This window comes from Rhizobium sp. KNZ2-6A (assembly GCF_056755475.1).
The window spans coordinates 89,700-106,464 of the sequence record NZ_JBNDIC010000004.1 but is presented as its reverse complement, the minus strand read 5'-3'; the positions used below and the strand labels follow the sequence as shown (position 1 = coordinate 106,464).

Sequence of the window (16,765 nt, the reverse complement as noted above, 5' to 3'; positions counted from 1 at the left end):
GCTTTCATGCAGGAGCGAATGATTTGATGACCTGGCTGCGCATCGGCTGTGCCGCCGTGGTCATTGGCGCCGTCAGCGCCGTGATGCTGCCGCTGCAGATCCTTTGCCTGCACTTCGACTGGAAGCTCAGGCGCTATCTGCCGCGCTATTGGCATCGCATCGTCTGCTATTGGCTCGGCGTGCGCATCCATGTGGTCGGCAGGATGGAGACGAGCCGGCCGTTGATGCTGGCGTCCAACCATTCGTCCTGGCTCGATATCCTCGTCCTGTCGGCGGTGGCCGATGTCTCCTTCATCGCCAAATCCGAAGTACGGGATTGGCCGATCTTCGGCCTGTTCGCGCAGTGGCAGAAGAGCGTGTTCGTCGAGCGCGAGCAGAAGCGCAAGACCGGCAAGCAGGTCAACGAGATTGCCGACCGTATGGCAGACGGCGAAATCATGGTGCTGTTTCCGGAGGGAACCACGTCCGACGGCAATCGGCTGCTCGAGGTCAAGTCCTCACTGTTCGGCGCCGCCGCCGCGGCGCTGCCGAAGGCGCCGGATGCCGTCGTGCATGTCCAGCCCGTGGCAGTCGCCTATACCCGGGTCCATGGCACGGCCATGGGCCGCTACTATCGCCCGCTGACGGCGTGGCCCGGCGATATCGAGCTCGTGCCGCACCTGAAGGGCATCGCCCAGTGCGGTGCCATCGATGTCGATGTCTGCTTCGGCGAGGCGGTGGATTATCGCGCCGGCACCAACCGCAAGGAAGTCAGCGCTACCGTTGCCCGGCGCATCCGCGCGATGCTGGCCAGCCGGCTGCTCGGCCGCGAGATCGCCTGATTTCCAGGTGATTCCAACTTTTTCATTTTCTCCGAAAGCAAAAGCCACTACATAGCGGCCATGACCAAGGACAGCCTAACTCTCGACGCCCCGGCGACCGACGCTCTGCAGCTCGGCTCCCGCGACGGCTCCAACAGCCGCAAGGTTTTCATCAAGACCTACGGCTGCCAGATGAATGTCTATGATTCCACGCGGATGAGCGATGCGCTTTCCCGCGACGGCTATGAGCCGACCGAGGACATGGAAGAGGCCGACCTCGTCCTGCTGAATACCTGTCACATCCGCGAGAAGGCGGCCGAAAAGGTCTATTCCGCGCTCGGCCGTCTGCGCGAGATGAAGAAGCGCAAGGCAGCCGACGGCCGCGAGATGATGATCGGGGTCACCGGCTGCGTCGCTCAGGCGGAGGGCGAGGAAATCCTGCGCCGCGCGCCTGCTGTCGATGTGGTCATCGGCCCGCAGACCTATCACCGCCTGCCGGATGCGCTTCGCCGCGCCAAGGACGGCCAGCGGGTCGTCGACACGGAATATGCGATCGAGGACAAGTTCGAGCATCTGCCGATCGCTGAAAAGGCGAAAATCCGCGCCCGCGGTGTCACTGCCTTCCTGACGGTACAGGAAGGATGCGACAAGTTCTGCACCTTCTGCGTCGTGCCCTATACCCGCGGCTCCGAAGTCTCCCGCCCGGTCGCTCAGATCGTCGAAGAGGCTGAGAAACTTGTAGATGGCGGCGTGCGCGAAATCACGCTGCTCGGCCAGAACGTCAATGCCTGGCATGGCATCGGCCCGAAGGGCGAGGCCTGGAGCCTGGGCGATCTCCTCTATCGTCTGGCTGAAATCCCCGGCCTTGCGCGCCTGCGCTACACGACCAGCCACCCGCGCGACATGGACGACCGGCTGATCGGCGCGCATCGCGACCTGCGCACGCTGATGCCCTACCTGCATCTGCCCGTCCAGGCGGGCTCGGATCGCATCCTGAAGGCGATGAACCGGCGGCATACGGCTGCGGAATACCTCACGCTCATCGAGAGGATCCGCGCCGCACGGCCTGACATCGCCTTGTCAGGCGATTTCATCGTCGGTTTCCCGGGGGAGACAGACCAGGATTTTGAGGATACATTGGGACTGATCGAGGAGGTGAATTATGCACAAGCCTTCTCGTTCAAATATTCCACGCGGCCAGGTACGCCTGGCGCGGAGTTGAAGGATCAAGTGCCCGAAGAGGTCAAAACCGAACGGCTGGAGCGTTTGCAGGCATTGTTGCTGAAGCAGCAGCATGCTTTTGCCGAGGCCTGCGTGGGCAAAACAGTGGATATCCTTCTGGAAAAGCCGGGCCGGATGCCGGGACAGTTGATTGGACGTTCTCCCTGGCTGCAATCTGTGAATGTTGATGCAAAAGCATCGCAAATCGGTGACATTATTAACGTACGAATCACCGGAACCAGCACCAACAGCCTTTTTGCTGATTTGCTCTAGGTTCCGGACGGGCACAAGGAGCCGCACCGCTTGAACGGACAGGAATTGGTTTCTTCTTCATCGCGCCAGCCCCGCACCGCGAGCGACGCCAATCACTTCACCCTGACGTTCGAGAATAATCGGTTCGCCAGCGAACTTTTCGGGCAATTCGACCAGAATTTGAAGCTGCTCGAGGAGCGTCTCGGCATCGACGCCCGCGCCCGCGGCAATTCCGTCGTCATAGCAGGCGATGTGCTGGCCACCAATCAGGCGCGCCGCACGCTCGATTACCTCTATGACAAGCTGCAAAAAGGCGGCAATGTGGAGCGTTCCGACGTGGAAGGGGCAATCCGCATGGCGGTTGCCGCCGACGATCAATTGACCCTGCCGACCATGGAGAGAAAAGCCAAGTTGACGATGGCGCAGATTTCGACGCGCAAGAAGACGATCATTGCTCGCACGCCGACCCAGGATGCCTATATGCGGGCGCTGGAGCGCTCCGAGCTCGTCCTCGGCGTCGGTCCCGCCGGTACCGGCAAGACCTACCTCGCGGTTGCCCATGCCGCCCAGCTTCTCGAGCGCGGTGCCGTGGAAAAGATCATCCTGTCTCGCCCAGCCGTCGAAGCCGGCGAGCGTCTGGGCTTCCTGCCTGGCGACATGAAGGAAAAGGTCGATCCCTATCTGCGTCCGCTCTATGACGCGCTCTACGACATGATGCCGGGCGACAAGGTCGAGCGCGCCATCACCGCGGGCGTCATCGAAATCGCGCCGCTCGCCTTCATGCGCGGCCGCACGCTCGCCAATGCCGCCGTCATCCTCGACGAGGCGCAGAACACGACATCGATGCAGATGAAAATGTTCCTGACCCGCCTCGGCGAGAATTCGCGGATGATCGTGACAGGCGATCCGAGCCAGATCGACCTGCCGCGCGGCGTCAAATCCGGTCTGGTGGAAGCGCTGCAGCTGCTGGACGGCGTCGAGGGCATCACCGTCGTCCGCTTCAAGGATACGGACGTCGTCCGCCATCCGCTGGTGGCGCGCATCGTCCGGGCCTATGATTCCACCTATGCCGCAAAGGCAGAGGAAAGCGATCCGCAGATCTGATCTGCGGTGCGGAAACCGATGGCCGAACTCGATATACAGATCAGCGTGGAGGAGGGCGATTGGCCCTCCGAAGAGCAGTTGCAAGTCCTGGCCGAACGGGTGCTGGGAGCTGCGGCCACCTATTTGAAGACGCAGGAAAAGCAGCCTTTTCCGAAAACGGCGACCGAACTGTCGCTGGTCTTCACCGACGACGCCTCGATCCGCGAGATCAATGCGGAATGGCGCTCACAGGACAAGGCGACGAATGTTTTGTCCTTCCCGGCCTTCCCGCTTGAGCCCGGCGGCAAGCCCGGCCCGATGCTTGGCGATATCATCATTGCCAGGGAGACGGTGGAGCGCGAGGCCGCCGATCTCGAAAAGAGTTTCGACGATCATCTGACGCACTTGATGGTGCATGGTTTCTTGCATCTCTTCGGCTACGACCATATGAATAATAGCGAAGCCGAAAGAATGGAGGGGCTGGAGACTCGCATTTTGGCTGGTCTTGGCCTATCTGATCCCTATGCGGGACAAGACCCCATTTGATTTGAACCCTGTCTGACCAGGAACAATGAGCGACTTTACGACAAGATCGGCCCCCGAGGCCAAAGACGGAGCCGAAGCAGCCTCCTCCGACGAGGTAGGCAGTAGTAGCAACGGCAAGCGATCCCATTCTTCCTTCTGGGCGCGCGCTGCGCGTATCCTGCGACCGGCACAGGACTCGGCCCGGCTGCGCGAGGACCTTGCCGACGCGTTGATGACCAACGCGGCCGACGATGATGCCTTTTCGCCCGATGAGCGCGCAATGCTGCACAACATCCTGCGCTTCCGCGAGGTGCGTGTCGAGGATGTCATGGTGCCGCGCGCCGACATCGAGGCCGTGGATCAGAACATCACCATCGGCGAGCTGATGATCCTGTTCGAGGAAAGCGGCCGCTCGCGCATGCCTGTCTATGCCGACACGCTGGATGATCCGCGCGGCATGGTGCATATCCGCGATCTGCTGTCCTATGTCGCTAAGCAGGCTCGAAACAAGCGCCGCGGCGGCAGCGCCAAGGCGACAGCCACTGCTGCAACCACGCCTGCGACTGAAAAGCCGGCGCGCTCGGCCAAGCCGAATTTCGACCTTTCGCGTGTCGATCTGCAGAAGACGCTGGCCGAGGCCGGTATCATCCGCAAGATCCTGTTCGTGCCGCCCTCGATGCTTGCCTCAGATCTGCTGCGCCGCATGCAGGTCAACCGCACGCAGATGGCCCTCGTCATCGACGAATATGGCGGCACGGACGGTTTGGCGTCACACGAAGACATCGTCGAGATGGTTGTCGGCGATATCGACGACGAGCACGATGACGATGAAGTCATGTTCAAGCGCGTCTCCGAAGACGTTTTCGTTGCCGATGCCCGCGTCGAACTCGAGGAGATCGCGGCCGCGATCGGCTCGGATTTCGACATCGCCGAGCAGGTCGACGAGGTGGACACGCTCGGCGGCCTGATCTTCTCCGCACTCGGCCGCATTCCGGTGCGCGGCGAAGTGGTGCAGGCGCTTCCCGGCTTTGAATTCCACATTCTCGATGCCGATCCCCGCCGCATCAAGCGGGTGCGTATCACGCGCAAGCGTCATGCCGCTCGCCGCCGGCCGACCGTCAAGCTGGAAGGTGAGGCGGGTACGCCGGAGCGCGATCTGCCTGCAGCGGAAACGATCGTCGAGGAAACGCCGACCGAGCGTAACGCCGCCAGCCAATAAATGGCGCGAGAGCGGGACAAATCGCTCCGTTTTTGAAAGACTGCGGCCAGTTGATTCGCAGTTGAACGGAGCTGGCGCATGGAATGGCTTTCGGGCCGGGTGATCCTCGTCTGGGGTTTCAAACGTGCGTTGCTTGTGATTCTTGCCGGTGCCATCGGCGTTCTGGCGCTGCCGCCTTTCGGCTTTTTCGCGGCGATGTTCGTCTCCTTCACGCTGTTGGTCTGGCTGCTGGACGGTGTTGCCGCAGGCCCGGATAGCGGCCTGCTCGGACGGCTGTGGCCGGCCTTCTTCACCGGCTGGCTGTTTGGCTTCGGCTACTTCGTCGCAGGTCTCTGGTGGCTCGGCCATGCGCTGCTGATCGACGCCGACGAGTTCGCCTGGGCCTTGCCGCTGGCGATCCTCGGCTTGCCGGCCTTTCTCGCGGTTTTCTACGGCGTGGCGACCATACTTGCTGGTATCCTGTGGTCCGATGGCATGGGGCGCATCGCCGCGCTCGCCTTCAGCTTCGGCATACTCGAATGGCTGCGCAGCTTTCTCTTCACCGGCTTTCCCTGGAATGCCATCGGCTATGGCGCCATGCCCATTCCGCTGATGATGCAGTCGGCGCATGTGATCGGCATTCTGGGCGTCACCGTGCTTGCCGTCTTTGTCTTCGCGGCACCGGCATTGCTCGGTACGCGCCAGGGGCGGCTGCCGGGGATCGGCCTTGCCGCCCTCATCGCTGCCGCTCATTTCGGCTATGGCTATTATGCGCTCGGCCAGCCGGAAGCGCCGCTCATCGATGCCAAGACCGCGCCGGTCGTACGCATCGTCCAGCCCTCCATCGACCAGGAAACCAAGATGGATACGGCTGCCGATCGCGCCGCCATCTTCGACAAGCATCTGGCGCTTTCGGTTCAGCCGCCGGCAAATGGCGGCAAGCGGCCTGACATCATCGTCTGGCCCGAGACTGCCGTACCCTTCATCCTGACCGATAACCGGGATGCGCTTGCCCGCATTGCGGATCAGCTCGACGACGATCAGGTCCTGATAACAGGCGCCGTCCGCGTCGAAGACATGGGGCCGGGGGTCGAGCCTCGCTACTACAATTCGATCTACGTCATCGACGGCCGAGGCCAGATCATCGGCGCATCCGACAAGACCCATCTCGTGCCCTTCGGCGAATATGTTCCCTTCGAAAACATCCTCAGCTATCTCGGCATCGAGAATGTCGTGGAATTGCCGGGAGGGTTTTCCGCGGCCGCCAAGCGACAACTGCTGACCTTGCCCGATGGCCTCAAATTCTATCCGCTGATCTGCTACGAGATCATCTTTCCGAATGAGATGACGCCGGAGATCCAGCAGGCCGATGCCATCCTCAACGTCACGAATGATGGCTGGTTCGGCGATACGCCAGGTCCATACCAGCATTTCCTGCAGGCAAGGGTAAGGGCGGTGGAGCAGGGGCTGCCGCTGATTCGAAGCGCCAATACCGGCATTTCAGCTTTTGTTGATCCACATGGGCGTGTGCTTTCGGGTATCGATTATAATCAACAAGGCTTCATTGATACCACTTTGGGTGGCGCAACCCTGTCGCGTATAGACGACAAAGCCAGGAAAATATACTTTTGGTTGATTGTCGGAGTAGTCGGCATCATGGCCTTGATTTCACGCATGGGTTTTATTTCCAGGGTGAATTGACCAAAAAACCCTAAAATTGCATAGTGCTTAGTGTCCGCCTTTCGAACGTAAACTGGAGGCCTTGGGGGCGTCGGCTGCAACGTGGCGTTATAGGGGTGGTGTAGGGTACCGGGTGGCAGGTCCTGAATTCAACCTATGTTAGGGTATTATGATGATTGAAAACAAAAAGAAGCCGAACCCCATCGACATTCATGTCGGTAGCCGCATACGCCTCCGCCGCACGATGCTTGGCATGAGCCAGGAGAAGCTCGGCGAAAGCCTGGGAATTACGTTTCAACAAATTCAGAAATACGAAAAAGGCACCAATCGCGTTGGCGCCAGCCGCCTGCAGAATATCTCCAGCATCCTCAACGTCCCGGTTTCCTTCTTCTTCGAAGATGCACCGGGCGATCACTCGGCCACCGCCGGCGGCATGGCCGAGGCGTCCAGCTCTAACTACGTCGTCGACTTTCTGTCCTCGTCCGAAGGATTGCAGCTCAATCGCGCCTTCGTGAAAATTTCCGATGGCAAGGTCCGGCGCAAGGTCGTCGAGCTGGTCAAGGCGCTCGCAGCCGAGGCGGATGCCGAATAGCCCTTCGAAGCAAGGTCAAAACCGGTAAAGTCGAGAGGCGGTCATTTTGGCCGCCTTTTCCGCATTTACGGCAAAATTTTATCACTTTGACCGGGATATAAAGATATATTTATGTCCTTGTGTGGCTTGTTTTTCGAGCTGGAGACGAATATCAAAAGCAGAGATTTGTTCTTTGAGGGGAATCCCGCATGCGCGCGAATTATCTGTTTACGAGTGAGTCTGTTGCCGAAGGTCACCCGGATAAAGTCTGTGACCGCATCTCCGATGAAATCGTCGATCTGGTTTACCGCGAGGCCACGAAGACCGGCGTGAACCCATGGACCGTGCGCATCGCATGCGAGACCCTCGCCACCACCAACCGCGTCGTCATCGCCGGTGAAGTTCGTCTGCCGCCGAGCCTGATGAAGAAGGACAAGGATGGCAACGACGTCATCAATCCTTCGAAGTTCAAGGCCGCCGCCCGCCGCGCCATCAAGGATATCGGCTACGAGCAGGATGGCTTCCATTGGAAGAAGGCGCGCATCGACGTGCTCCTGCACTCGCAGTCGGCCGACATCGCCCAGGGCGTTGACAATGCCGCCGACCAGCAGGGCGACGAAGGTGCCGGCGACCAGGGCATCATGTTCGGCTACGCCTGCAAGGAAACGCCCGATCTCATGCCGGCGCCGATCTATTATTCGCACAGGATCCTGCAGCTGCTCGCCGCTGCCCGCAAGAAGGGTGACGGCGAAGTCGCCAAGCTCGGCCCGGACGCCAAGAGCCAGGTGACGGTCCGTTACGTCGACGGCAAACCGTCCGAAGTGGCCTCGATCGTGCTTTCCACCCAGCATCTCGATGATAGCTGGGATTCGAAGAAGGTTCGTTCCGTTGTCGAGCCCTATATCGTCGAAGCGCTCGGCGACCTGAAGATCGCCTCCGATTGCAAGTGGTACATCAATCCCACGGGCAAGTTCGTCATCGGCGGCCCCGATGGTGACGCCGGCCTCACCGGCCGCAAGATCATCGTCGACACCTACGGCGGCGCAGCCCCGCACGGCGGCGGCGCCTTCTCGGGCAAGGATACGACCAAGGTCGACCGTTCCGCAGCCTATGCTGCCCGCTATCTCGCCAAGAACGTCGTTGCCGCGGGCCTCTCCGATCGCTGCACGATCCAGCTGTCCTACGCCATCGGCGTTGCCCAGCCACTGTCGATCTATGTCGACCTGCACGGCACCGGCAAGGGCGTGACCGAGGATCAGGTTGAAGCGGCCATCCGCAAGAACATGGACCTTTCGCCGACCGGCATCCGCCGCCACCTCGACCTCAACAAGCCGATCTATGCCAAGACCTCGGCCTATGGCCATTTCGGCCGCAAGGCCGGCCGTGACGGTTCCTTCTCCTGGGAGCGTACGGACCTGGTCAAGGCTCTCAAGGAAGCCGTAAAGCTCCGGGAAGCCGCATGATCGATACCGAGCGCCGATCGCGGGCGACGGAAGCATTCTTCGGCCGGCGCAAGGGTAAAGCCTTGCGCGGCCAGCAGGCCGAAAGGCTGGAAGTATTGCTGCCGCAGTTCATCGTCGATCTTTCCGCCCCGGCGCCGCAGCCGCTGAACGATCTTTTCCCGGTGCCGACCGAGCGTCTGCGCCTGGAAATCGGCTTCGGCGGTGGTGAACATCTGATTCACAGGGCGCTGGAGCAGCCAAAGACCGGCTTCATCGGCGTGGAACCCTTCGTCAATTCGATGCAGAAGCTGCTTGCGCGTGTCGACGAAGCCGGCGCGCACAATATCCGTGTCTACAATGACGACGCGACGCAGGTGCTGGATTGGTTGCCGGACGGCTGCCTCGACCAGATCGACTTGCTCTATCCCGATCCCTGGCCGAAGAAGAAGCACTGGAAGCGCCGCTTCGTTTCACAGGTGAACCTTGCCCGTTTCCATCGCGTCCTGAAGCCCGGAGCCCTCTTCTGCTTCGCGTCCGATATCGACACCTATGTCAACTGGACGCTGCAGCATTGCCATGCGCATGGCGGCTTTGAGTGGACCGCCCGGAATGCCGCCGACTGGCTGACGCCCTATGAGGGCTGGCCGAGCACGCGCTATGAGGCCAAGGCTCGGCGCGAAGGGCGTTCTTCCGCCTATCTGACCTTCAAGAGGGTCTGATCGCTCAAATTTCGGGCGAGAATTTCAGATCGAGATATTTGCATCATCCCGTGAGGACCGCCGCGCGAGGCGGTCTGGATCATGCGCATGCATCGCCAGATGGGGCCGGTTCGATGCGGTCCTTGCGAACGGTGAATTTCACCGTTGGGCGACGCTTCAGGTCAGTGCAGGCTGACCGTCTTCAGTTCGTCTTCCGCAGCACGGTAAAAGGTGCTGGAGCGATTATCCGTCAGAAGGATCGGCGTGCCGTCGGCACCGAAAAGTGCCCACAGATCGACATCGGGGTCGATGCTCGGCGCTTCAGGGAAGCAGCGGGATACTTCGGACCAGTCCATTTTTCTGATGTAGCCGACCTCGCCGGTGCCGATATCGGCAAGCTCGGTTTGGGTCAGGCGGGCGGTGGCTTCTTTCAACAACATGCTCGTACCTCCACAGTATGAGGGACCAACGGCCCAGAGCGTGATGCCGAAAACTGCAGGCAGCCTTCAGGCGACATCATGCTCTAGCTATTTGATTCCAGAGCGGATTCAGATTTCAGGTCGATTCGATCTAAAATCAGCTGGCTCTAGGCCGTTGTCCTACTGTGAGACCGAAATGTTAATTTTCTTTACTATGCGGTCCGGTTCCGGCCGGATGAGGTCGACGGCGAGCAAGCCGTTCTTCAGCGTGGCGCCGAGCACCTGCATGCCGTCGGCAAGCACGAAAACGCGCTGGAACTGCCGGGCGGCGATGCCGCGATAAAGATAGTCGCGCTCGCCCTGTTCGATCTGGCGTCCGCGGATCAGAAGCTGGTTCTCCTCGGTACTGACATCAAGCTCCTCTTCCGAAAAGCCCGCAACTGCCAGCGTGATGCGCAACCGCTCCGGCTCGCCCGAAAGGCGGTCCGCATGCATGCGTTCGATATTGTAGGGGGGGTATCCGTCACTGACCTTGGAAATCCGCTCCAGCGTTTTTTCCATGGTGTCGAAGCCCAGAAGCAGCGGGCTGGCAAAGGGAGTCGTCCGGCTCATCGTCTCAAAGTCCTTGGGTGTCAAGCGACCGTTCCGGACCTGATCTTCAGCACCCGGTTGTCCCTAATATGGGAGTACGCGCTTGTGAGTGCAAGCCATCGCATCTTCGCATGTGCGAGATGGAATCTTGCCGTGACGATTCGTTTCGTCACACGGCTTTCGAACGCTTGACAAAGCCCGACCGGACCCGCGACAAAGCTGTCGATCTTTACCGGAGGAAAGCCACGGATATGACCGAACCTAGAAAAATCATCATCGATACCGACCCCGGTCAGGACGATGCCGCGGCGATCTTCCTCGCCTTCGGTAGCCGTCAGGAGATCGACGTGCTTGGCATCACCACGGTCGCCGGCAACGTGCCGCTGCGGCTGACGAGCCGTAACGCCCGCATCGTCTGCGAGCTCTGCAATCGCCGTGACGTCAAGGTTTTCGCCGGCGCCGACGCACCGCTCAAGCGCAAGCTGGTCACCGCCGAGCATGTCCACGGCAAGACCGGCCTCGACGGCCCGGATCTAGCTGAGCCGACGATGGAGCTGCAGCCGGGCCACGCCGTCGATTTCATCATCGACACGTTGCGCAAGGAGCCGGAAGGGGCAGTCACCCTCTGCACGCTCGGACCGCTGACTAATATCGCGATGGCCTTCCAGAAGGCGCCTGACATCGTCGGGCGCGTGCGCGAACTTGTCATGATGGGCGGCGGCTTCTTCGAGGGCGGCAACATCACGCCGGCCGCCGAATTCAACATCTACGTCGACCCCGAAGCTGCCGACATCGTGGCCCGCTCCGGCGTGCCCATCGTCATGATGCCGCTCGATGTCACGCATAAGCTGCTGACCCGCAAGGATCGTGTCGCCCGCATCGCCGCCGTCGGCACCCCGCCGGCCAAGGCCATGGTCGAGATGCTGGAATTCTTCGAGCGCTTCGACATTGAGAAATACGGCTCGGACGGCGGTCCGCTGCACGACCCGACTGTCATCGCCTATCTCCTGAAACCCGAGCTGTTCAAGGGGCGCGAGTGCAATGTCGAGATCGAGGTAACGTCGGAGCTGACGGTGGGCATGACCGTTGTCGATTGGTGGCACGTCACTGACCGCAAGCACAATGCCAAGGTCATGCGCGATGTCGATGCTGACGGCTTCTTCGCGCTTTTGACGGAACGGTTCGCCCGCATCTGATCGAACCATCTGATCGCGACCAAGAAAAAGGCCGCCGGAGCGATCCGGCGGCCTTTTTACTCATCAAACTGAGCCGGCTTAGAGCCGGATGATTTCAGGTCGAATCGACCTGAAATCTGAATCCGTCTCTAAATCAAAAAGTTGGAGCGGGATGTCGCCCGAAAAACGCTCACACTTTTCGGCATCCCGCTCTAGAACTCTTCCCAGTCGTTCCGGGCAAGCGCATTGGCGCCCTGGGTCTGGGGAGCGGGCTTGCGCGTCGGTGCGGCCGCGGACGCGGCTGCCCTTCGCGGAGAGACGGGCGCCCGCATCTGCCGAGCGGCGGCTCGCAATGCGCCGGCATTGTCCTGAGCGGCGCCTGCCGTGCGGAAGCGCGCGACGAGGGCCTTCAGCGTCTGGGCTTCCTCGGCCAGTGTCACGCTGGAAGCCGTGGTTTCCTCCACCATCGCGGCGTTCTGCTGGGTCACCTGATCCATCTGGTTCATGGCGGAGTTGATTTCCTTCAGCCCGATGGCCTGCTCGCTCGCGGAGGCGGAGATCTGGCGGATCAGGCCGTTGATCTCCATCACCTGCTGCGCGATCTTGTGCAGGGCATCGCCCGTGCGGCCGACCAGATCCACGCCTTCCTTGACCTGTCCCGCCGAAGTGTTGATCAGGGTCTTGATTTCCTTTGCGGCATTGGCGGAACGCTGGGCAAGTTCTCGAACCTCCTGCGCAACGACCGCAAACCCCTTGCCGGCTTCACCGGCGCGGGCGGCTTCGACGCCGGCGTTGAGCGCCAGTAGGTTGGTCTGGAAGGCGATCTCGTCGATGACGCCGATGATGCGCGACACTTCCTGCGACGATTGCTCGATGCCATGCATGGAGGAAATGGCCCGCTGGACGATCTCGCCGGAACGTTCGGCATCCTGGGACGCGGCATTGACGCTGCTTGCGGCGGTGCGGGCGTTCTCGGCGCTCGAATTGACCTGCGCGGTGAGCTCGTTGAGGGCCGCCGCCGTCTCTTCCAGGCTTGCCGCCTGCTGCTCGGTGCGGCGGGCGAGATCCGAGGCGCTGTTGCTGATTTCGCCGGTGCCGCTGCCGATGTTGCCGACGCTGACATTGACGGTGTGGACGGTCTCTTCGAGGCTCGCAAGCGCGGCATTGAAATCCTGCTTAAGCTGAGCGTATTCGCCCGGGAAGTCGTCCGTGATCCGTTGATTGAGATTACCCTTCGAGAGTTCGGCCAGACTTTGCCCCAGAATGCTCACAATCTGGCGCTGCAGCGCGACGCTCTCGCCGCGTTCGGCTTCCGAACGGCGGCGCTCGCCTTCGGCAGCCAGGCGCTGATCGGTGGCTTCGCCTTCGAGGCGCTTGGTATCGGCCAGCTTGAAGCGGAAGCCTTCCAGCGCCTTGGCGACGGAACCGACTTCGTCGGCGCGGGCCTGGCCGGCGACCGGCTCGGCGTAGTTGCCGGCGCTGAGGCGGTTGACACTGGCGACGAGACCGGCGAGCGGCGTCTGCACGAAGCTGCGGACTGCGGCATAGAGAGCCAGCATGACGGCGGCGAGCACCAGGATGCCGGCGACGATCATCATATAGGTCTGGTCACGCACCGGCGCTGCGATCGCGCTATGCGGCACATCGATGAGGACGACCCAGGTCGCATTGAGGCCCGGAACGGCGAAGGGGTAGACGACGCGATCGAATTCCTCGCTGGCGTTTTCCGAAAGGTTCCTGAGGACGTTTGCGGAAGAGGAGGTCAGCGCCGCCTTGATGACATCGGCGCCCGAGCCGTTATAATCCTTCATCAGCAGGTCCGGGGTCGGCGCAACGAGCCACTTGTTGTCCTGGGAAACCAAGAGAACGCGACCGGTGCCGAAAGGCTGCAGCTTCTGCAGCTTGGTGGAAAGCGAGGCGAGGGAGATGTCGACGCCGGCGACGCCGATCAGCTTGCCGCCGGACATTACCGGATAGGCGATCGAGCTCATGGTCGTGGGGACGTCGGTGCCCTGAGCGAGATAGGGCGGGGTGATCGCACCCTTGCCGCTGTCGGCGGCGAGCTTCCACCAGGCGGCCGTGTAATCATTGTCGAAGGTGGAGTACTGGATACCGCCGTCCTTGGTCTTGGACCAATAGGGCGTGAAGGCGCCCTTGTCGTTGACACCTTCATCCTTGTTGTTTGCGAGCTCCGTCGTCTTGCCGTCAAGCGCGCCGAGCTGTTCGCAGAACCAGCTGCCGAAGGCAAAGGCGTTCTGTTCGACATTCGCCTTGAGGATGTTGATCATGCCCTTGCGGTCGAAGCTATGACCTTCGTGGCCGCGGCCTATGATGGCGGCCATGGAGCGGGCGGCGCTGGCCATTTCGCCGACATTGGCGGCGATTTCGTTGGAGATAGATTTAGCCTCGGTATTGGCTTGATCCATCGTCAATGCCTCGACGCGATCGCGAGTCTGGGAAATCAATAGAAAGTTGGAAACCAGCAACACGAGCGCAATCGCTAGCCCAGTGACCAAGATCAGCTTGGCCGCAAGCGACTTCATACGAAAGATGAACATCATTTCCTCGAAAAAGCGATGCGTCGGATAGACATTATCCAGATGCAAGGTCGGCGCAGGATGGCCCTGTCATGGGACCGCCGTTAAAATTCCTGCCGCAGCCGGAAGGCCATACGCGCCAGGCCCGAGGAGAATGATATGGAAGCGCAAAAATTTAATTAATTGCGCTTCGCAAGGTCCACGAAATTTACCCTTAAAGTTTTTCGGCAACCTCGCTTGCAACCGGGATGGACGGCTGCGCGCCCGGCTTCAGGCAGGCCAGCGAACCGGCGACGGCGGCGCGGCGCAGGCTGGTCTCAAAATCCAGGCCCTGATCGAGGCTCGCGGCAAAATAACCGCAAAAGGTGTCGCCGGCGCCGACCGTATCGACCGGTTCGATGACGAGGCCCTTGGCACGCGAAAGCTCGCGGTCACGGATGGCGATGACGCCGTCGCCGCCAAGCGTGACGATCAGGGTCTGCCCAGTTTCGCCGTGCAGGCGGACGAGGGCTGCTTCACGCTCGGCCTCCGACATGTTGTCTTGCCCTGCCAGTCTTTCGAATTCCGTTTCGTTGGCGATGACGATGTCGGCAAGCCGCCCGAGGCGCGCCGCCTCCGGGATCAGGGGCGCGAGGTTGAGCACGGTGCGCACGCCCTTCGCCTTCGCTGCATTCAGCGCCATTTCGACGGCGGCGACGGGGATTTCGAGCTGAAGCATCAGCGTATCGCCGGGGTTCAATGCGGCGATAGCAGCAATGACGTGCTCGGCTGCATTCGTGCCGTTGGCGCCGGGAACGACGGCGATCATGTTCTCGCCGTCGCCCCCTACGAGGATGAGGGCCGTGCCGGTCGGCTCGGACACGCGCCTGACGGCGGAAAGATCGGTGCCGGCCGCATCGAGCAAGGCAAGCGCAGGCTCCGCAAAGCCGTCATTGCCGACTGCCCCGCTCATGCGCACGGTTGCCCCGGCGCGGCGCGCGGCGAGCGCCTGGTTGGCACCCTTGCCGCCGGCGGCGGTGGAAAAGCCGTTGCCGGCGACGGTTTCGCCCGGCTTCGGCAAACGATCCGTGGTGGCGATGAGGTCCATGTTGATGGAGCCGAAAATAGTAATCATGCGGTGTCCTGCCCTGGCTGTTGATCTCGCATGACCCTGCCCAAAGGCGCATTATGCCTTTGTGGGTCACGCGTCGATTGGGCGCGACACTGCCCGAAGCGATCAGTCCTCGTCAACTACCCTGAGCTTGAGTTGGCTGGTGCGGTTGTCGGCAGGCTTGGGCCTGTCCTCGGCACGCGCTTTTGCCGGCTCTTTCGCTGTCTCGAATTCCAGTGCTTCTATCCGCTCGCCGCGCCTTGCCAACTTGTCGGCCGAGGTGACGATCATGTCGACATCCTTCTGCGCCATGGCGAAATGGCCCTGGAGCTTGCGCACGCGTTCGTCCAGCCGTGAGAGATCGTCCATCAGATGCGCCACTTCGCTCTGGATGACATGAGCCTGCTCGCGCATGCGCTGGTCCTTCAGCACGGCCTGGATGACCTGGATCGACAGCATCAGCAGCGACGGCGAGACGATGACGATGCGCGCGCGCTGGGCTTTCTGAACGATCGCCTCGAAATTCTCATGGATCTCGGCAAAGATCGACTCGGACGGCACGAAGAGAAAGGCCGTATCCTGCGTCTCGCCCGGGATGAGATATTTTTCGGCGATATCGCGGATATGCAGTTCCAGATCCCGGCGGAACTGCTGCGCGGCGATCTTGCCATGTTCAGGAGTGGCGGCAGCGCGAATGGCATTCCAGGCCTCCAGCGGAAACTTCGCATCGATCACGAGGGGCGGCGAGCCGTTCGGCATTCGAACTGTGCAGTCCGGCCGCGAGCCGTTGGAAAGGGTCGGCTGGAACGCATAGGCGCCCATCGGCAGTCCATCGGCAATGATGGTTTCCATACGCGCCTGGCCGAAGGCGCCGCGCGTCTGCTTGTTGGAAAGAATGGCCTGCAGGCCGACGACATCCTTTGCCAGCGTCTGGATATTGGTCTGCGCCGCATCGATGACGGCGAGCCTTTCCTGCAGGCGGCGCAGGTTTTCATGCGTCGAGCGCGTCTGCTCGCCGATCGTCGCTGTCACCCGTTGCGACATGCCGTCGAGACGCTGGCCGATGGCCTGGTTGAGCTCGGCCTGCCTGGAGCCGAATACTTCGGCCATGGTGGCAAGCCGTCCCTGCATTTCCGCCTGCGACCGCAGCAGCGCCGCCATCGTATGTTCGGCGTCGAGCATATCGTCCTCCGCGCGTGCTTTGCCGCGGACGAAAAGGACGATCACTGCGATAATAAGCAGAATGACGAGGCCGGTCAGAACCTGGACCGTGGAAATGGCTTGGCCGAAGATGATGAAGGACATGAAACCTGGCGCGCTGGTGACGTTCTTATCGGCACCATAGCAAAATTGCCGTAAATATCCAGATCAAAACGTGAACAGAATTTTGCGGTCATTTGCGCCGATCCAGATGGCCGTCGTTGAAAAAACACGCGCTCGCCGCCATCTTCACGATTCCATCGCACAACAAGATGCGTTATGG

General features: G+C 61.1%; 15 protein-coding genes. 10 read left to right on the top strand and 5 right to left on the bottom strand.

Going from position 1 to position 16,765, the window contains the following annotated elements; all coding sequences use genetic code 11:
- Window positions 1-23: 23 nt before the first annotated feature.
- From olsA to trmB, 9 genes are all read left to right on the top strand, one after another.
- Window positions 24-821: a lyso-ornithine lipid O-acyltransferase gene (gene olsA, locus ACPYOP_RS04485; RefSeq protein ID WP_481409192.1), complete on the top strand. Its 798-nt coding sequence runs from the start codon at window positions 24-26 to the stop codon at window positions 819-821.
- A 60-nt stretch (window positions 822-881) separates the two neighbouring features.
- Window positions 882-2,294 (top strand): tRNA (N6-isopentenyl adenosine(37)-C2)-methylthiotransferase MiaB, encoded by a 1,413-nt coding sequence (gene miaB, locus ACPYOP_RS04480; protein ID WP_481409191.1) that lies wholly within the window; start codon window positions 882-884, stop codon window positions 2,292-2,294.
- Between the two features lie 30 nt (window positions 2,295-2,324).
- Window positions 2,325-3,377, top strand: a complete 1,053-nt coding sequence (locus tag ACPYOP_RS04475) for a PhoH family protein (RefSeq protein WP_481409190.1) — start codon at window positions 2,325-2,327, stop codon at window positions 3,375-3,377.
- An 18-nt stretch (window positions 3,378-3,395) separates the two neighbouring features.
- Window positions 3,396-3,902 carry an rRNA maturation RNase YbeY gene (gene ybeY / locus ACPYOP_RS04470; protein ID WP_481409189.1) on the top strand — a complete coding sequence of 169 codons (507 nt, stop codon included), beginning with the start codon at window positions 3,396-3,398 and terminating at the stop codon, window positions 3,900-3,902.
- Window positions 3,903-3,927: 25 nt separating this feature from the next.
- Window positions 3,928-5,100, top strand: a complete 1,173-nt coding sequence (locus ACPYOP_RS04465; RefSeq protein WP_481409188.1) for a hemolysin family protein — start codon at window positions 3,928-3,930, stop codon at window positions 5,098-5,100.
- A 78-nt stretch (window positions 5,101-5,178) separates the two neighbouring features.
- Window positions 5,179-6,780, top strand: coding sequence for an apolipoprotein N-acyltransferase (gene lnt, locus ACPYOP_RS04460; RefSeq protein ID WP_481409187.1), 1,602 nt, complete (start codon window positions 5,179-5,181; stop codon window positions 6,778-6,780).
- Between the two features lie 151 nt (window positions 6,781-6,931).
- A complete protein-coding gene (locus ACPYOP_RS04455) occupies window positions 6,932-7,351 on the top strand; it encodes a helix-turn-helix domain-containing protein (protein ID WP_481409186.1) in 420 nt (139 codons plus the stop codon).
- Window positions 7,352-7,539: 188 nt separating this feature from the next.
- Entirely contained in the window at window positions 7,540-8,793 is a 1,254-nt protein-coding gene (gene metK / locus ACPYOP_RS04450) for a methionine adenosyltransferase (RefSeq protein ID WP_481409185.1), read from the top strand.
- On the top strand, window positions 8,790-9,491 hold the full coding sequence (gene trmB, locus ACPYOP_RS04445) for a tRNA (guanine(46)-N(7))-methyltransferase TrmB (protein WP_481409184.1): 702 nt from the start codon (window positions 8,790-8,792) through the stop codon (window positions 9,489-9,491). Before metK ends, trmB begins: the two co-directional genes overlap by 4 nt.
- Before the next feature lie 161 nt (window positions 9,492-9,652).
- On the opposite strand, the gene ACPYOP_RS04440 is transcribed toward trmB, so the two are convergent.
- Both ACPYOP_RS04440 and ACPYOP_RS04435 read right to left on the bottom strand, forming a co-directional pair.
- On the bottom strand, window positions 9,653-9,910 hold the full coding sequence (locus tag ACPYOP_RS04440; RefSeq protein ID WP_481409183.1) for a BQ00720 family protein: 258 nt from the start codon (window positions 9,908-9,910) through the stop codon (window positions 9,653-9,655).
- Window positions 9,911-10,069: 159 nt separating this feature from the next.
- Entirely contained in the window at window positions 10,070-10,501 is a 432-nt protein-coding gene (locus tag ACPYOP_RS04435; RefSeq protein ID WP_481409182.1) for an Hsp20 family protein, read from the bottom strand.
- A gap of 230 nt (window positions 10,502-10,731) precedes the next feature.
- Between ACPYOP_RS04435 and ACPYOP_RS04430 the strand changes: the two genes are divergently transcribed.
- Window positions 10,732-11,676, top strand: coding sequence for a nucleoside hydrolase (locus ACPYOP_RS04430; protein WP_481409181.1), 945 nt, complete (start codon window positions 10,732-10,734; stop codon window positions 11,674-11,676).
- Between the two features lie 191 nt (window positions 11,677-11,867).
- On the opposite strand, the gene ACPYOP_RS04425 is transcribed toward ACPYOP_RS04430, so the two are convergent.
- From ACPYOP_RS04425 to ACPYOP_RS04415, 3 genes are all read right to left on the bottom strand, one after another.
- Window positions 11,868-14,213 carry a methyl-accepting chemotaxis protein gene (locus ACPYOP_RS04425; RefSeq protein ID WP_481409180.1) on the bottom strand — a complete coding sequence of 782 codons (2,346 nt, stop codon included), beginning with the start codon at window positions 14,211-14,213 and terminating at the stop codon, window positions 11,868-11,870.
- Window positions 14,214-14,406: 193 nt separating this feature from the next.
- Complete coding sequence (locus ACPYOP_RS04420) at window positions 14,407-15,306, bottom strand: ribokinase (RefSeq protein WP_481409179.1); 900 nt, start codon at window positions 15,304-15,306, stop codon at window positions 14,407-14,409.
- Between the two features lie 102 nt (window positions 15,307-15,408).
- Window positions 15,409-16,587, bottom strand: a complete 1,179-nt coding sequence (locus tag ACPYOP_RS04415; protein ID WP_481409178.1) for a DNA recombination protein RmuC — start codon at window positions 16,585-16,587, stop codon at window positions 15,409-15,411.
- Between the last annotated feature and the right edge of the window lie 178 nt (window positions 16,588-16,765).

Bases quoted from the DNA above. Each gene is read 5' to 3' on its own strand.
- miaB (WP_481409191.1), top strand. From the start codon at position 882: ATGACCAAGGACAGCCTAACTCTCGACGCCCCGGCGACCGACGCTCTG.
- ybeY (WP_481409189.1), top strand. From the start codon at position 3,396: ATGGCCGAACTCGATATACAGATCAGCGTGGAGGAGGGCGATTGGCCC.
- ACPYOP_RS04465 (WP_481409188.1), top strand. From the start codon at position 3,928: ATGAGCGACTTTACGACAAGATCGGCCCCCGAGGCCAAAGACGGAGCC.
- lnt (WP_481409187.1), top strand. From the start codon at position 5,179: ATGGAATGGCTTTCGGGCCGGGTGATCCTCGTCTGGGGTTTCAAACGT.
- ACPYOP_RS04455 (WP_481409186.1), top strand. From the start codon at position 6,932: ATGATTGAAAACAAAAAGAAGCCGAACCCCATCGACATTCATGTCGGT.
- metK (WP_481409185.1), top strand. From the start codon at position 7,540: ATGCGCGCGAATTATCTGTTTACGAGTGAGTCTGTTGCCGAAGGTCAC.
- trmB (WP_481409184.1), top strand. From the start codon at position 8,790: ATGATCGATACCGAGCGCCGATCGCGGGCGACGGAAGCATTCTTCGGC.
- ACPYOP_RS04440 (WP_481409183.1), bottom strand. From the start codon at position 9,910: ATGTTGTTGAAAGAAGCCACCGCCCGCCTGACCCAAACCGAGCTTGCC.
- ACPYOP_RS04435 (WP_481409182.1), bottom strand. From the start codon at position 10,501: ATGAGCCGGACGACTCCCTTTGCCAGCCCGCTGCTTCTGGGCTTCGAC.
- ACPYOP_RS04430 (WP_481409181.1), top strand. From the start codon at position 10,732: ATGACCGAACCTAGAAAAATCATCATCGATACCGACCCCGGTCAGGAC.
- ACPYOP_RS04425 (WP_481409180.1), bottom strand. From the start codon at position 14,213: ATGTTCATCTTTCGTATGAAGTCGCTTGCGGCCAAGCTGATCTTGGTC.
- ACPYOP_RS04420 (WP_481409179.1), bottom strand. From the start codon at position 15,306: ATGATTACTATTTTCGGCTCCATCAACATGGACCTCATCGCCACCACG.
- ACPYOP_RS04415 (WP_481409178.1), bottom strand. From the start codon at position 16,587: ATGTCCTTCATCATCTTCGGCCAAGCCATTTCCACGGTCCAGGTTCTG.